This window comes from Streptomyces sp. NBC_01450, from assembly GCF_036227505.1.
Classification (GTDB): domain Bacteria; phylum Actinomycetota; class Actinomycetes; order Streptomycetales; family Streptomycetaceae; genus Streptomyces.
On sequence record NZ_CP109480.1, the window covers coordinates 1287867 to 1303568 of the forward strand.

13 protein-coding genes and 1 pseudogene are annotated in these 15702 nt (G+C 70.7%); 6 read left to right on the forward strand and 8 right to left on the reverse strand.

The features are described from left to right. Positions 1-1449: a hydrolase gene (locus OG568_RS05790; RefSeq protein ID WP_329530580.1), complete on the reverse strand. Its 1449-nt coding sequence runs from the start codon at positions 1447-1449 to the stop codon at positions 1-3. A gap of 233 nt (positions 1450-1682) precedes the next feature. On the opposite strand from OG568_RS05790, the gene OG568_RS05795 reads away from it, so the two are divergent. Beyond that, on the forward strand, positions 1683-1946 hold the full coding sequence (locus OG568_RS05795; protein ID WP_266425259.1) for a GlsB/YeaQ/YmgE family stress response membrane protein: 264 nt from the start codon (positions 1683-1685) through the stop codon (positions 1944-1946). 52 nt (positions 1947-1998) lie between these two features. Here OG568_RS05795 and OG568_RS05800 read toward each other — a convergent pair whose 3' ends face one another. Both OG568_RS05800 and OG568_RS05805 read right to left on the reverse strand, forming a co-directional pair. Beyond that, positions 1999-2772 (reverse strand): GNAT family N-acetyltransferase, encoded by a 774-nt coding sequence (locus OG568_RS05800; RefSeq protein ID WP_329530581.1) that lies wholly within the window; start codon positions 2770-2772, stop codon positions 1999-2001. A gap of 104 nt (positions 2773-2876) precedes the next feature. After that, the gene (locus OG568_RS05805; RefSeq protein WP_329530582.1) at positions 2877-4883 is read right to left on the reverse strand and encodes an RICIN domain-containing protein; all 2007 of its coding nucleotides are present in this window, start codon (positions 4881-4883) and stop codon (positions 2877-2879) included. Positions 4884-5129: 246 nt separating this feature from the next. Here OG568_RS05805 and OG568_RS05810 point away from each other — a divergent pair, with 246 nt between their 5' ends. After that, complete coding sequence (locus OG568_RS05810; RefSeq protein ID WP_329536270.1) at positions 5130-5879, forward strand: MBL fold metallo-hydrolase; 750 nt, start codon at positions 5130-5132, stop codon at positions 5877-5879. 108 nt (positions 5880-5987) lie between these two features. On the opposite strand, the pseudogene OG568_RS05815 reads toward OG568_RS05810, so the two are convergent. The 3 genes and pseudogenes from OG568_RS05815 to OG568_RS05825 all read right to left on the reverse strand — a co-directional run. Further along, positions 5988-6087 (reverse strand): annotated as a pseudogene (locus OG568_RS05815) (MerR family DNA-binding transcriptional regulator); the annotation flags it as partial. Between the two features lie 96 nt (positions 6088-6183). Next, positions 6184-6810: a TetR/AcrR family transcriptional regulator gene (locus tag OG568_RS05820; protein ID WP_329530583.1), complete on the reverse strand. Its 627-nt coding sequence runs from the start codon at positions 6808-6810 to the stop codon at positions 6184-6186. 122 nt (positions 6811-6932) lie between these two features. Continuing rightward, a complete protein-coding gene (locus tag OG568_RS05825) occupies positions 6933-7787 on the reverse strand; it encodes a GNAT family N-acetyltransferase (protein WP_266425289.1) in 855 nt (284 codons plus the stop codon). A gap of 196 nt (positions 7788-7983) precedes the next feature. Between OG568_RS05825 and OG568_RS05830 the strand changes: the two genes are divergently transcribed. Then, positions 7984-8511 carry a GNAT family N-acetyltransferase gene (locus OG568_RS05830; protein ID WP_329530584.1) on the forward strand — a complete coding sequence of 176 codons (528 nt, stop codon included), beginning with the start codon at positions 7984-7986 and terminating at the stop codon, positions 8509-8511. Between the two features lie 78 nt (positions 8512-8589). Here the strand turns inward: OG568_RS05830 and OG568_RS05835 are convergent, their stop codons facing one another. After that, entirely contained in the window at positions 8590-9300 is a 711-nt protein-coding gene (locus OG568_RS05835) for a chaplin (RefSeq protein WP_329530585.1), read from the reverse strand. Between the two features lie 312 nt (positions 9301-9612). On the opposite strand from OG568_RS05835, the gene OG568_RS05840 reads away from it, so the two are divergent. Then, entirely contained in the window at positions 9613-11178 is a 1566-nt protein-coding gene (locus tag OG568_RS05840) for an alpha/beta fold hydrolase (protein ID WP_329530586.1), read from the forward strand. A gap of 204 nt (positions 11179-11382) precedes the next feature. Continuing rightward, positions 11383-11883, forward strand: coding sequence for a DUF4232 domain-containing protein (locus tag OG568_RS05845; protein WP_329530587.1), 501 nt, complete (start codon positions 11383-11385; stop codon positions 11881-11883). Here OG568_RS05845 and asnB read toward each other — a convergent pair. Beyond that, positions 11876-13717 carry an asparagine synthase (glutamine-hydrolyzing) gene (gene asnB, locus OG568_RS05850; protein ID WP_329530588.1) on the reverse strand — a complete coding sequence of 614 codons (1842 nt, stop codon included), beginning with the start codon at positions 13715-13717 and terminating at the stop codon, positions 11876-11878. The two genes, OG568_RS05845 and asnB, sit on opposite strands and share 8 nt — an antisense overlap. Before the next feature lie 366 nt (positions 13718-14083). Between asnB and OG568_RS05855 the strand changes: the two genes are divergently transcribed. Beyond that, on the forward strand, positions 14084-15598 hold the full coding sequence (locus OG568_RS05855; protein WP_329530589.1) for an FMN-binding glutamate synthase family protein: 1515 nt from the start codon (positions 14084-14086) through the stop codon (positions 15596-15598). The last annotated feature ends 104 nt before the right edge of the window (positions 15599-15702 follow it).

Here is a 15702-nt window from a genome sequence, read left to right on the forward strand (position 1 = left end):
TCAGCTCACGTCGAGCGCCGTGTCGTCCAGGACGAACGACGTCTGCAGGGTGGAGCCCTCGGTACCGGTGAACTTGACGGTGACCGTCTGCCCGGCGTAGCTGGACAGGTCGAAGCTGCGCAGCGTGTAGCCCGACGCGGCGTTCAGGTTCGAGTACGTGGCGAGCGTCGACAACACCGTGCCGCTGCTGTTCAGCACCTGGGCCTTGAGGGTGTCGTACGCCGTGCTGGTGGTCGTCTCGGCCGTGTCCACGTGAAGGTAGAAGTTCAGGGTGGCCGCGCAGCCGGACGGGATGGTGACCGCCTGGGAGAGCGTGTCCGTGTTGGCCGAACCGTAGCCGTTCAGCCAGGCCTTGTAGGAGCCGGTACGGGCCGCCTCGCTGGAGCTGTTGGTGATGACACCGCTGGTCGCGGTCCAGGACGTGTTGCCGGACTCGAAGCCCGGGTTGGCGAGCAGCTGGGCGGCCGTGCAGGTGCCGCCGCCGCCTCCACCGCCGCCGCCGCTGCTGCTGCCGCCCGCGAGCCACTCGGTGGCGTTCAGGGCGAGGGCGGCGTTCGTGGCGCCGGTGTCGTTCCAGCCGTCGTACAGCGTGTTGCCGGACTGGCCGGTGCCGTCGTCGATCGGGGAGCTGTCACCCCAGAACGCCACCCGGCCGCTGCCGAAGGTGCTGGTGGCGAAGAAGGCGCCGGTGTTGCCCGAGTAACCGGAGCGGTAGACCAGGCCCTTGACGGCGGAGTTGTCGGCCGGCTTGAGGGTGGCCGTCGTGCCGTCGGCGATCAGGCTCTTGGTGACGGTGCCGAACGAGCCGTGCAGGACCGCGTCGGTGCTGTCACTGATGGCCGCCGGGTAGCCGGAGCTGACGTCGAGCGTGTCGATGGAGAAGCCGAACGGGTCGGTGGAGTCGACGCTGTTGTTGGTCATCAGGTCGTTGAGGATCTCGACGGCGTCCTCACCGTCGCTGTTGCGGTCGGCGCCGGTGTGGTCCGAGACCATGAACAGCCCGCCGCCGTTCTTCACGAACGTCATGATCGCGGTCTTCTCCGCGGTCGTGAAGAGCGTGTTGGGCTCGGGCAGCACCAGCGTGTCGAAGTTCGACAGGTCGGTGGCCGTCGAGCCGCCGTAGGCCAGGCTGGAGCCCGAAGGCAGCGTCTTGAGGCTGTAGTCGCCCGTCTTCTGCAGGGCCACGCCCCAGGAGGACAGGGCGCCCGTCCAGTCGGTCTCCGCCGACGGGGAGGAGTCCTGGCCCAGCGGGTCGGGCTGACTGGTGGAGATGATCCAGTCGGCGTTGCCCGCGGTCTCCGCGTGGGCGTTGTCGAACAGGATGCGGTGCGGGGTCGCCGCGGCGGCCGGCGCGGCCGCGGACGCCTGGACCGCCACCCCCGCGACGAGCAGCCCGAACACAGCCGTGGCCGTGGTGAATCTGTGGCGGGATCTTCCGAATCCGAGCATCCGACGAACCTCCATGAGGGGTGGGGAGAGGCGGTGCGGGCGCCAAGTCTGCGCGCGTAGAACGGTGGTTGGCCGTCTACCACGCGACAGATTCTTGAACGGTACATGGCAGGAACCCGACTGAACAGGAGCCCGCCGGGTCGGACGGAGGACGGCCGGAAAGCAGAGCGGACTGTCTTGGCCCACAGGGGGAACACACCTAACTGCGGGGGTTCAGACAAAAAGGGGCGGAGATGGAGATCTCAGGCATCATCAGTGCCATTCTCATCGGCACCATCATCGGCGTACTGGGTCGGCTCGTGATCCCGGGGCGCCAGCGCATCGGCATCCTGTGGACGATCCTCGTCGGCATCGCGGCCGCGTTCATCGGCTCGGGGATCGCCGCCGCGTTCGGCGTGGCCGACACGAAGGGGGTCGACTGGATCGAGTGGATCATTCAGATCGGACTCGCGGCGGTGGGCGTCGCGGCGCTCGACCGGGCGAAGGTGCGCCGCTGACGGGGCCGACCGCCGGTCCCTGTCACCACCTCTGCCCGGATGGCGTGCGGTGTCACCCGTACACGTACGGCGTTGTCGTGGTCAGGGGTTCGAAGCCGAGGCGGGCGAGGACCGGGCGGCTCTGGCTGGTGGCGTCGACCTGGACGTAGCGGTAGCCGCGCTCGGCGGCGACGCGGGCGCGATGGGCGACCAGCGCGCGATAGATGCCCCGGCGGCGCCAGGAGTCGATGGTGCCGCCGCCCCAGAGGCCGGCGAAGCGGGTGCCCGGCACCATCTCCATGCGGGCGGCGCTGACCGGGACGTCGCCGGCGAGGGCCACCACCGCGACCACGTTGTCCTCGTCGCCGGTGAGCTGGGCGAGGAGTTGGTGGCGCATCCGGGTGCTGTCCGTGCCGAAGGCCTGTTCGTGGACGTCCGCGACGAGGTCGACGCCCGCGCGGTCGGTGACGGGCAGCAGCCGTACGCCCTCGGGCGGCTGGGCGTCGAGCGCGAGGTCGCCCAGCTCGGCGATCATCAGGGTCTCCTCGGGCTGGGCGACGAACCCGGCGGCGCGCAGCCGCTTTCCCAGTCCCTCGGGCTTGTCGTGCCCGTACAGCTTCCACTCGAACTCGCGGCCGAGTTCGCCGAAGTAGCGCATCTGCTCGGCGATCGCGGCGTCGGCTGTCGATTCGTCAAGGTCCGACCAGATCACCCCGTTCCAGCCGTGTTCGGTGCCGACCTGGCGTACCACCTTGCCGAAGCGCTCGACCCGGGCTCCTGGGCTGTCGGGGCGCGCGTCCTCCCGCATGTCCCGGTCGAACAGGGCCAGTACCGCAACGTGATCCATGGGGTCACTCCAGCACCCCGACGCGCATAGGGCAACAACATCGCACCGGGGCAGAGTCGGTCAGGCCGCTCCACCCCGGTGCTTCGTCCCAGGTCAGGTGCGGTTCAGTTGCGGGTCCACTGCTGGTTGGATCCGCCGTTGCACGACCAGAGGTCGATCAGGGTTCCGTTGGCCGTCGCGGCGCCCGACGCGTCCAGGCACAGGCCCGAGACGTTGTTGGTGACGGTTCCGTTGGAGTTGAAGGTCCACTTCTGGTTGGTGCCGCCGTTGCAGTCCCACAGAACGACCTTGGTGCCGTTGGCGGTACCGCTGTTGTAGGCGTCGAGGCACTTGTTGCCGTAGACGACGAGTTCACTGCGCGAGGTGTAGGTGAACGTCTGGTTCTGGCCACCGCCGCAGTCCCACAGTTCGGCCTGGCTGTTGTTGGTGATGGTGTTCTTGAAGAAGTCCAGGCACCGCCCGGATCCGGTGCCGACGACCGCCGTCCCGTTGGTGCCCGGGACGGCGCGCACGGCCACGGCGTCGATGTCGGGTGCGGTGCCCAAGGCTCCGAAGGTCAGCGTGTTGGAGCCCTTCGCCAGGGACGCGAGGACGGACACGGTCCGGTAGGTGGTCGCCGAGCCGGTGGGCGGGAAGGCCAGCGTCTGCGCGTACTGGCCGCCCACCTGGAGGGTCGCCTTACGGTCCGCCGTACCGCCGTTGGCATACGTGATGTCGATCAGCTTGGTGCCCGCGGCGGACGCCGTGACCGCGGTGAAGGTCGGGGTCGTCGCGGAGGTGGTGTCCTCGTACGTCGTCCCGGACGCCTCGGTGCCGGAGACGGTGAGCAGCACGCCCTCACCCGCGGGGACGCTGGTGGTGTAACTCGTCGCGAACGAACCGGCGTTGGACGCCGACCAGACGTTGCGCACGGCGGCGGACGCCGTGGTCAGACCCATGTCCTGCCAACGGGCGGTGATGTTCGCCGCGGCGGACGTACGGTTCAGCAGCAGGACCGCTCGCTTCCCGGTACCGGCCAGGACCTTGCTGTAGACCTGCAGACCGGTGCTGTCCTCGGCGACCTTGACGCCCTGGAGGCCGCGCGGATCCTGGTCGATCGCGATGACCTCGGAGTTGGTGAGGATCGAGGCGGTCGTCGAGCTCATGGTGGCCAGGTTGTTGCCCGCGAGCAGGGGGGCGCCGGAGATCGCCCACAGGCCCATGTGGGTGCGGTTCTGGGCGGCGCTCAGACCGTTCATGCCGACCGTCATCATGTCCGGGTCGTTGTAGTAACCGGTGTGCTGGGCGGCGGGGTGCAGCGACTTGTCGAAGTTGGCCAGGATGTTGGACATCGTCGGGTTGTCCGGGTAGTAGACGATGTCGGTGCTGGTGCGCCACATCGCGCCCGTGCCGGCGGCCCAGTTCCAGGGGTTGCCCGTGCCCCACTCGCACAGCGACAGGACGAGCGGGCGGCCGGTGACGGCGGTCGCGGCGGTGTTGGCGTCCCGGATCGCCTTGTACGTCGTCTCCTGGTCGAGTCCCTCGGCGTCACCACCGCACCAGTCGATCTTCAGGAAGTCGAAGCCCCAGTTCTGGAAGGTCTCCAGGTCCTGCTGATTGTGCCCTTCCATGCCGGTGTTGGGGGCGGCAGGTGTACCCGAGGGGGTCGGGTAGTAGTAGCCGCAGCCGTTCTTGCCCGCGTCGGTGTAGATACCGGCCTTGAGGCCCTTGCTGTGGATGTAGTCGACGATGGCCTTCATCCCGCCGGGCCACTTGGCGGTGTCGACGGTGATGTTGCCGCTGCTGTCGCGGGTGCCCAGCCACCAGCCCTCGTCGATGTTGACGTACTTGTAGCCCGCGGCGGCCATGCCGGACGAGACGAGGGCGTCGGCCTGGGCCTTGATGGTGTCGTAGTCGATGACGCTGGCGAAGGTGTTCCAGGACGCCCAGCCCATCGGGGCCGGGGCGACCCCGATCTGGTTGGTGCTGACGGCGGCCGGCTCGGCGGTGAGCGGAGTGGCGGAGCGTCCGACTCCGACTAATCCGGCGACGGCCAGGCCCAGGACGGCGCCATGAACGGCTGCGCGCTTCAGGAGGCCCCTGAGGCGCGCGGTGTGCGAATGGGGGGACATACGGCTCTCCCTTGAGCGGTTTGTTCGCAGACTCGAACAAAAGTCAACGAGACTCGCCATATGGGAGCCGCCCTTTCGCGGACACGTCAAGTACCCCGGCAGCAGGATCCGTTCACGTTCGGCCACGCCGTCGGTGAACGCGTCCCGTACCCGAGAGGCCGCCGGTCGCATCGCCGCACGCACGCGATACCTTCGGTGTGAACCGGCTCAACCCCGCCGGGAAAGATCTCAAGCATCGGGATGGACATGCGCGAGGACGCGATCGTCGAGGTAGCGGCCGGAATTCATCTGGTGCACGGCAGCAACACCAACTGGGTGATCCTGGCCGAGGGGGACGCCGTCACCCTGATCGACACCGGATACCCGGGCGACCGCCCGGACGTCCTCGCCTCCCTCGACGCGCTCGGCCACTCCCCCGAGGCCATCAGCGCCGTACTCATCACCCACGCGCACAACGACCATCTCGGGTCGGCCGAGTACCTCAGCAGCACCTACGGCGTCCCGGTCCATCTGCACGAGGAGGAGGTGCCGCACGCGCGCCGCGAGTTCCTCCAGCAGGTGAGCGTGGGCGAGGTGATGCGTCAGGTGTGGCGTCCCGGCGTACTGCCCTGGGCGGTGCACGCGATCCGGTCCGGCGGCACGGCGGACGTCCGGATGATCCGGCCCGAGCCGTTCCCCGGCAAGGGAGCGCTCGATCTTCCCGGTGGTCCGGTGCCGGTGCACACCCCCGGGCACACCGACGGGCACTGCGTCTACCACCTGCCGGACGCCGGCATCGTGATCTCCGGCGACGCCCTGGTCAGCGGTCACCCCACCTCGCGGATACGGGGACCGCAGCTGCTGCCCGACATGTTCCACGCCGAGCGCGCGAACGCCATCGCGTCGCTGAAGCTCATCGAGACGCTCTCGGCGGACGTCCTGCTGCCGGGGCACGGCCCGATGCACCGCGGATCCGTGAGCGAGGCGGCCCAGCGCGCCCAGGCGCTCGCCGGCTGACGACGGCGGGAGCCGGCCGGCGCACGACAGTCAGCTGTCGGCCGGCCGGAGGAGCCCCGGCTGAACGGTGTCTGGACAAGTCCGCAGCGCGCCCCGGTTGCGGGCCAGGGTTGGCGGCCCGTTCGGGGCCCAGCAGGCCCTGCTCCTCGTAGTAACGCAACAGGCGGGTGGGGACACCGGTGCGGCGCGACAGCTCACCGATCCTCATGACTGCGCTCTCCGGGGCTTGGTCGCATGTCGCTCGCATCGCCTGCCAAGGGCACCGCCCCGCCCGCCTCCGGGCTGCCGCTCTCGGGGCTGCCTTTCAGCGGGTTTCCCGGGTGTGGGCGCCGTAGCGGAGTCCGTCGACGAGCAGGGCGATCATGCGCCGGGTGTGGCCGTCGCCGTCTTCCTGGGCGGGCAGGGTCAGGTTGCGTGTGGCGACCAGCAGGTCTTCGGGGTCGACGTCGGAGCGGATCTCGCCGGCTTTCGCCGCGGTGTCGAGGAGCGTGCCGAGGACAGGCATGAAGCGCTGCTCGAAGTAGGAGGGCAGGCTGTCGTAGGCCGGGTCCCCCGAGTGCAGGGCGGCGCTGAGACCGCGTTTCGTGGCGATGAAGCCCGCGAAGCGCTGGAGCCACTCGGCGAGTGCCTCGGCCGGCTCGTGCCGCGCCGCCAGGGTGGGTGCGGCGTCGGCGCAGGCGTCGACCTCGTGGCGGAAGACCGCGGCGATGAGGTCCGAGCGTTGCGGGAAGTGACGGTAGAGGGTGCCCGCGCCCACGCCCGCCTTGGCGGTGATCTGACGCACGGGCGCGTCCACCCCGGAGTCGGCGAAGACTTCCGCGGCCGCCGTGAGCAGGGCGTCGGTACTGCGTTGCGCGTCGGCGCGCAGGCGCTTGCGGGGCTGCCCTTCAGCCGCTCCGGCGTCGGCTTCCCGAGTCGTTTCCTCGCTCACGATGCTTCCCCTTGCCAACCGGAACACTGGTCCGCATCGTTCAGGTTGAACGCCGTTCCGTTTGCGCCAGAGTAGCGCGCCACGGCAGGCCCCGGCCAACCCGCGGGCGCCACCACCTGCACCTAGCCGAGTTCGAGCGTGGTGACCCCGTAGACGCGCTCGCCGCTGAACGGCCTCACCGGGCCGGTGTACATCCGGGCCGTTTCGAAGGAGGGGGTGAGGCCGAACTCCTCGGCGAGGGCGATGCCCGGCGCGTTCGTCTCGGGGATGTCGATGGCGACCTCACCCCTCGGAGTGTCGGCGGCCAGTGCGAGCAGGAGGGCGCGGGCGTCCTCGACGGTGTCGGCGAACAGCGGGCCGACGCGAGGGCGGTCGAGGGCGGGTCGGATCACCGCGTAGCCGGTGAGGTGGCCGTCGACGACGCGGACGAAGGTGCGGTGTCCTGGACCGGTGAGCCACCTCTCCAGGAAGCGGGGGCGGTCGGCCGGGCAGCAGGCGCTGTCGTACGCCGCGATGGACGCGAAGTCGGCCGCTTCGGCGGGCCGCACTCCCGGTGGCGTCCGCTCCGTCGGCACGGTTCCGGTGAACCGGACGGTGCGGTGGGCGAGTTCGAAGCCGGACCTGCGGTAGTTGTCCTGCTGCGCGACCACGCCGTCCAGTCCGACGGTCCGGCCGCCGGCGTGGGCGAGGGCCGTCCTCCAGGTGGCGAGGCCGTGACCGTGGCCGCGCAGATCCGGTCGTACGAGATAGAAACCGAGGAAGGCGTAGTCGGCGCCGTACGTCACGACCGAGACGGCCGAGACCGGCTGCCCGTCGATCCTGCCGATGAAGAAGCCCTCGGGATCCTGGGCGAAGAAGCTCGGGGCATCGGACAGCCCCGGATTCCATCCCTCGTCCCCCGCCCAGCCGCTGACCACCGACCAGTCGTCGAGCGAGGCCCGGGCGACGACGAGGTCCGCGGGACCTGGAGAAGTCATGTGTGCGCTCCATTCGCTTGCGGCGGGGTGCGCGGCGGTCGCCCGCGCCCGCAGCATCCTTCCCGATCTCCACGGGGATTTCAGCGTCCGTCACTCGTCCGGGGCGCCGGGGCGGCCAAAGCGAGCCGCCTCAGGCGGACGTCAAACGGCCTTCCTCACACAGCAGTTGGTGGCACCCGGCATAGGCTCGTCGTCCATGAGTGTCGATCACGTGACCCTGCGCCCGGTGGCCGAGGGCGACCTGCCCGTCCTGGAGCGGTTCCTGACGGAACCCGAGACGGCCACACCCTTCCAGTGGTTCGGCTGGCGGGACCCGGACCGCTGGCAACGCAAGTGGGCCGAGAACCGCATGCTCGGCGACGACGCGGGCTATCTGATGGTCGTGCGTGGTGAGGAGCGGCTCGGCTTCGTCGGGTGGCGGAAGATCCGGCCCACCCCGAGCACGTACTACTGGAACATGGGCATCGGCCTGCTGCCGGAGGCGCGCGGGAAGGGCTGGGGCACGCAGGCCCACCGGGAGCTGGTCCGGTACCTGTTCGCGCACACGACCGTGGTGCGGATCGAGGCGGACACCGAGGCGGAGAACATCGCCGAGCAACGCGCCCTGGAGAAGACCGGGTTCACCCGCGAGGGCGTGCTGCGCAGCGTGGGGTTCCGGGACGGCCGCTGGCGCGACGGCGTGCGCTACAGCATTCTGCGCGACGATCTCCCCGACATGCGCTGACGCGCCCGCCCGGAAGCCGCTCGGCGAAGCCACTCGAACGGTGCCCCACCGGCCGTGAGCCCGGTGGGGCCTTCCGCGTCAGCGGACCGCCGTGGGCCGGAACCGCCGGTACAGCACGGCCCCGCCCAGAAGCAGGGCGGCGCTCGCGGCGATCGCCGGCATCGTCTGGTCGGCGCCCGTGTGGGCGAGGGAGGCCACGGCCCGCGGCGGGGCGTGGTAAGGCGTCCCCTGCGGCGCGTGCGCCTTCGGCGGGGTGTTGGGCCTCGGGGCGGGCCGCACCGGCCCGGGGTACTCGCCGGAGGTGTTCGTGGACGTGTTCCCCACGGACGCGTTGCCGAGGCCGACCCCGGTCACGGAGTTGCCGCTGACGTTCACCGGGAGGTGCACCGGGAGCTGCAGGCCGTTGCCCGAGAGCACGCCCGGAGAATCCTTTCCGCTCCCGACCGCGACAGCTCCGCCGTGCGTGACGGCACCGCCGTGGGCCGCCCCACCGGCACCTTCGCCACCCCTGCCGCGGACGCTCCCGCCGGCGCCGGGGCGCCCGGCCTCGCTCACGTTGGCGCAGCCGTTGCCCGCGGCGGGGTTCAGGAGCCCGGCCACGTTCACGGTGTTCCCGCACACGTTCACGGGGACATGCACCGGGAGCTGGAGGGTGTTGCCCGAGATCAGCCCGGGCGAACCCGCCGTGCCACCGTCCGCCGTGGCGTCGGCGTGCGCCGGCATCGTCACGGCCAGCGCGCCCGAGGCGGCGGCCGCGGCGATCAAACCATTTCGGGTAACCCGTTTCATAGGTTCCCTGCCTTCCAGACATAGACGCGGGCACTCACCCGCACCGCGTAAAACGCGGGAGAACCATCAGACGTTATGGCTGATCGGGCTTTCACCCCATCGAGGGTCACGTTTATCGAACTGCCGGATGGTCCCACCGCGTACCGGACGGACCCGCCGTCGAACCACCGAGCGCTCCTCGCGCGATGCGCAGCGTAAGGGGTGTCGCCCTGGACCGCTCGTCCAGAGGCGCGCTCCCGGGCACCCGCTTATCGTGATCGAGGAGCTATCCCCTGGCGCCCGGTACGACGCCGGGCGTCCCTGGAGGCACCCATGCTGTCCGCGCACCAACGCTGGGCGTACGCCGGAGCCGGCGTCCTGACACTGGCCATGCTGGCGGCGAGCCTGCCCTCGGCGGTGGCAACGGCCGCCGAGGGCCCCGACCTGTCCCGGTTCTACCACCAGCAGGTCAAGTGGGGTGCCTGCAAGGGCGAGGGAATGCCCGCGGATCTGCAGTGCGGGCAGGTGACCGTCCCGCTGGACTACGCGCACCCGAAGGCCGGGACGCTCGACCTCGCGCTGGCCCGCTATCGCGCCACCGGCGCGTCGAGGGGATCCGTGCTGCTGAACTTCGGCGGCCCCGGCGTCCCGGGGGTCCCGCAACTCGCCTCCACGAGCGGCAAGGACTTCATGCCGCTCACCAACGGCTACGACGTGGTGACCTTCGACCCGCGCGGTGTCGGCCGGTCCTCGCCGGTCAGCTGCGGCGGCGGTGCGGCCCAGGCTTCCGAGACGACGGGCCCCGCCACCGGCGACCGCAGCCCGGAGGCACTCCTCAAGCAGGTGCGCAAGGACGCCGACGAGTGCGCCAAGCACTCCAGCCCCGTACTGGCCCACATCGGCACGGTCAACGCCTCTCGGGACCTGGACGTGATGCGCCAGGCGCTCGGCGACAAGAAGCTCAACTACCTGGGATTCTCGTACGGAACGCGCCTGGGCGCGGTGTACGCGAGCCAGTTCCCCGACAAGACGGGCCGCATGGTGCTCGACGGCGTGGACACCCTCACCGAGCCGCTGTCCGAGGCGGGCATAGTGAGCGCCGAGGGGCAGCAGACCGCTCTGGAGGACTTCCTCACCTGGTGCACCAAGGACGAGGCGTGCCCGTTCGGGCGTGATCCGCGCGATGCCCGGCAGCAGGTCGCCCGGCTCGTCGCTTCGCTGGACAAGAACCCGGTGCCGACGAGCTTCGGACAGACGTTCTCCGGCCAGGACCTGGTGGCGACCATGGGGCTGGAGCTCTTCGACCGCCAGGGGTGGCCGAAGCTCGAACGGTCCCTCGCCTCGCTCGTCCAGGACGGCGACCCGAGCGGGCTGTTGCAGGCCATCGGGGGCGTCGCCCTGCCCCACTCCACGTACAGCGGGCTGGTCGACCCCGCGAACGTCCCCCCGGACAACCTCGAGACCGCACTGGTGGCGATCAACTGCGCGGACGACCCCGACCGGCCCAGCGCCGAACAGCTCACCAAGGAGATCGACGAACTGAAGGCCGCCTACCAGGAGGCGTCGCCGATCTTCGGTCCGCTCCGTCTCAACCAGCTGCTCATGTGCTACGGCCGCCCCAAGGGCACCGACTACATCCGCGAGAAGGTACGCGATGTCCACACGCCGAAGATGCTCCTCGTCGGCACCCGCGGGGACCCCGCGACCCCGTACCGCTGGACCGAGGAGACCGCCGAGCGGCTCGGCCCCTCGGCCGTCGTGCTCGACAACAGGGGCGAGGGCCACACCGGGTACGCCTCCTCCAAGTGCGTGCGCGAGAAGGTCACCGACTTCCTGCTGTACGGCTCACTGCCGGACAACGGCAGCTCCTGCGGCCCGGAGGACCCGACGGCCCCGTGAGCGAACCCTCGCGACCGCGTGTCACAGAACGGACGCGGGCGGGCTCCTCCGACAAGTCGGATACAACCCGAAGCGCACCTGGGCCGTCACACTGAGCAGGCGTCGCTCCGAGGGCGCCGCACCTCTCGCGACCAGCGTGGGTGACCACCACGCGTGAGCACCGTTCGTGACACCGTTCGTGACCGAAACAGGGGGAACCCGCCGATGCGCATCCGACCCGTCCTCGCCCTCCCGGCCGTCGCCGTGGCACTCCTGCTCGCCGTGCCGCAGAGCGGCTCGGCCGCCGCGCGGCCCGCCAGGTGCACCGAGAAGGCCGTCACCATCCACGCCCACCGCTCCGCCGACCCCACCCTGCTGCACCTCGGCGTCACCAACCACTCCGGCCGGGCGTGCACCGTCGATCGCATCCCGACCGTCGTCTTCGGGGACCTCGACGGCGCCGCCCTGCCGGTTCCCGCCGGGCAGAGCGGGCTGTACCGGCTCGAGGCGGGCCGGACCGCGTACGCGGCCCTGCGGACGATCGCCGACCCGGCGGACCCGGAGGCCCGTCGGGTGGAGTCGATCGGCGTCTCGGCGGACCCCTCGCGCTTCGGCCGTACGTTCACCGCGCGCGAGCTGGGCGTCGGCCGCGTCGTCCTGGTGTGGGAGCCGGTGACCTCGTGGTGGAAGTCCTCGCAGGCGGCCGCCGACCGGGCGCTCAGGTAAGGAGCACCTCCGGGGCGTACAGGTCCAGCCACAGCGCCAGGTCCAGGGTGCGTTCCAGGCCCCGCCGCGACGCCTGCGTGATCTGCGGGGTGTCGCGGTGGGCGGCGCGCTGGACCCGCTCCCGGTCGACGAGGTGGAAGACCGGGTGCGCGGGCCGGGCCAGCAGGTCCTTGGCGTGTTCCTGGAGGGCGATCGCGTACTTGGGGTCCTGGGTGGACGGATAAGGGCTCTTGACCCTGTCGTACACGGACTTCGGGATCAGGTCGGCGGTCGCCTCCCGCAGCAGGCTCTTCTCCCGACCGTCGAAGGACTTGAGGGACCAGGGCGCGTTGTAGACGTACTCGACGAGCCGGTGGTCGCAGAACGGCACCCGCACCTCCAGGCCGACGGCCATGCTCGTACGGTCCTTGCGGTCGAGCAGGACGCGGACGAAGCGGGTCAGGTGGAGGTGGCAGATGCGCCGCATCCGGTACTCGAAGTCGCTCTCGCCGTCGAGCCGCCGGATGCCGGCGCCGGCCGTACGGTAGCCGTCGGCGACGTACGACTCCAGGTCCAGTGCCTCGGTGAGGTCCGGGCGCAGCACGTCGGCGTCGTCGCCGAAGTCCCGGCTGAACCTGACGAGCCAGGGGAAGGTCTCGGCGCTGCGGGCCTCCTCGTCGAAGAACTGCTGGTAGCCGCCGAAGACCTCGTCCGCCGACTCCCCGGAGAGCGCGACCGTGGAGTGCTCGCGGATGGCCTGGAAGAGCAGGTAGAGGGAGGAGTCCATGTCCCCGAAGCCCATGGGGAGGTCGCGGGCCCTGATCACCTTCGCGCGGACGTCGAGGTCGGCCAGGGCGAGCGCGTCGAGGACGATGTCCTGGTGGTCGGTGGCCGAGGCGCGGGCCACGTCGTGCACGAAGGGGGTGTCGGGGGTGCCTCGCAGCTCGTCGGCGACGAAGTGGTCGGTCTGGCCGACGAAGTCGACGGCGAAGCTGCGGACCTTCTCGCCGTGCTCGCCGAGCTGCCGGGCGGCCAGCGCGGTCATGGCGGAGGAGTCGAGGCCGCCGGAGAGCAGGGTGCAGCGCGGCACGTCGGCGACGAGCTGGCGGCGCACGATGTCCTCGAGGAGCGAGCGGACGGTGGCGATGGTGGTGTCGCGGTCGTCGGCGTGCGGCCGGGTCTCCAGCTGCCAGTAGACGTGGCGGCGCAGACCGGAGCGGTCGACGGTGACGACGGTGCCGGGCTCCACCTCACGCATGCCGTCCCAGATCGCGTGTCCGGGTGTCTTGACGAAGGTGAACAGCTCGCGCAGTCCGTCGAGGCGGACCCGGGCCGGGGCCAGCGGGTTGGCGAGGATCGCCTTGGGCTCGGAGCCGAAGAGGACGCCGTCGGGGGTCGGGTAGTAGTAGAAGGGCTTGATGCCCATGCGGTCGCGGATCATCACGAGCCTGTCGTGGCGACCGTCCCAGACGGCGAAGGCGTACATGCCGTTGAGCCGCTCGGCGAGGTCCTCGCCCCATTCGAGGTAGCCGCGCAGGACCACCTCGGTGTCGGAGTCGGTCGAGAAGCGGTGACCGCGGTCGGTCAGCTCACGGCGCAGCTCGGTGAAGTTGTAGGCCTCCCCCGAATAGACGAGCGCGACCGTGCCGTCGGGGGTCTCGGCGGTCATGGGCTGGCGCCCGCCGGGCAGGTCGATGATCGCGAGCCGACGGTGCCCGAGGGCCGCGGGGCCCTCGGTCCAGGTGCCGCGGTCGTCGGGGCCCCGGCAGGACATCGTCTCCGTCATCGCATCCAATGTCTCCGCCTCGGCGCGCAGATCGCGGTCGAAGGAGACCCAGCCGGTGATGCCGCACATGTGTTACCTCCCGCGTCCGGTTCGCCGGGAACACCGTGCCGACCTGCTGTTTCATCGGCGTGCGAGTGCTTCCGCAAAACCCGTTGTATTCAGCAGCTATATGACGAGGCTGTGTCGAGCGCGTGGGTGCCGTCAACACGTACGTAACCTGACCGGCCCGGTCACCCCCACGGTTTCGGCCGCGCTTTACGCCTCGCGGACCGACGGATCGGCCCGCCGCCGGGAGGTTGCGAACGGGAATCGGCCACGGGCAAAGTCTTCCTCAACATCCGCCGGGCCGCCTGGTCGGGCGTCCTCGGGGACCCGAGCGGCATGCCTGCTTTCGCCCCTTTCCCGTCCATGGGTTTGACTCGTGGTGTGCGCCGGATGCTCTTGCCGCTGTTCGTCGCCCTGGGTGCGGCCGGGGCACTGGTCCTGGCGTGGGCCGTCTCGCCATGGTGGTGGTGCGCGGCCGCCGCGCTGCTCGCCCTGACCTCGCTCGGCGTGCGGGACCTGACCCAGCGCCGCCGCGCGGTCCTGCGGAACCATCCCCTGCTCGGCCGCCTCCGTCTCCTCCCGCGGCCGGACGGCCGTGATGTGCGCGGCATCGTGTACGAGCGCGCCGAGGGCGTCGAGGCCGAGGAGCCCTTCGGCACCGGGCTGGACGTGTACGGCGACGGGTACGAGTACCTGGAGCCTTCGATGCGCCCGGTCGACGTGCCGGACGAGCCGCCCGTGGTGCGCGTCGGCGGCCCGGACTGCACGCAGCCGTACGACATGGCCCTGCTGAACGTCTCCGCGATGAGCTTCGGGGCACTGTCCCCGCACGCGATCCTGGCGCTCAACAGGGGCGCGGCGCTCGGCGGTTTCGCGCACGACACCGGCGAGGGCGGTCTGTCGGAGTACCACCTGCGGGGCGGCGGCGATCTGATCTGGGAGATCGGTACCGGGTACTTCGGCTGCCGCACCCCCGAAGGGGGCTTCGAGGAACGGGTGTTCGCGGACAAGGCCGCGCTGCCCGAGGTCAAGTGCGTCTCGCTGAAGCTCTCTCAGGGGGCGCAGCCGGGTAGCGGAGGGGTGCTGCCCGGCGCCAAGGTGAGCGCCGAGATCGCTCGGGCCCGCGGCGTCCCGGAGGGCGAGACGGTGGTCTCACCGCCGTACCACCGGGTGTTCTCGACCCCGCGCGAGATGGTGTGCTTCCTCGCCCGGATGCGGGAGCTGGCGGGCGGCAAGCCGACCGGCTTCAAGCTCTGCGTCGGCTCGCGTCGCCAGTTCCTCGCCGTCTGCAAGGCGATGCTCGCCGAGGGTGTCACGCCCGACTTCATCGTGGTCGACGGCGCGGAGGGCGGTACGGGGGCCGCGCCCGCGGAGTTCGCCGCCACCCTCGGTACGCCCCTGACCGAAGGGCTGATCACGGTGCACAACGCGCTGGTCGGCACCGGATTGCGCGACCGTGTGCGGATCGGCGCGAGCGGCAAGGTCGCCACCGGCGCGGACATCGTCAAACGGCTGGCGCAGGGCGCGGACTACACGAACGCGGCCCGCTCGATGATGTTCGCGCTCGGCTGCCTCCAGTCCCTGCGCTGCCACACCAACACCTGCCCGGTCGGGGTCACGACCCAGGACCCGCGCCGGGTACGCGCCCTGGACGTGGCCGACAAGTCCGCGCGCGTGTACCGCTATCAGCGGGCCACGGTCCGCAGCGCGACCCGGATCATGGCCGCCATGGGGGTGCGCGAGCCGGCCGACCTCGGACCCCATCAACTGCTGCGCCGTACGGACCCGACGACCGTACGGTCGTACGCGCGGCTCCATGAGTGGCTGGAGCCCGGGGAACTGCTCACGGAGCCGCCCGCGTCCTGGGAGGCGGACTGGAAGGCGGCGGATCCGGACGCGTTCTGAGGGAGCGGAAGTCCACCGGGTCCTCGATGACGGGGCAGGTCGGCCGGCGGCCCGAGCGACGCCGACAGCCAATTGCTCCAAATGCCTGATAAGCGAATCGGCTC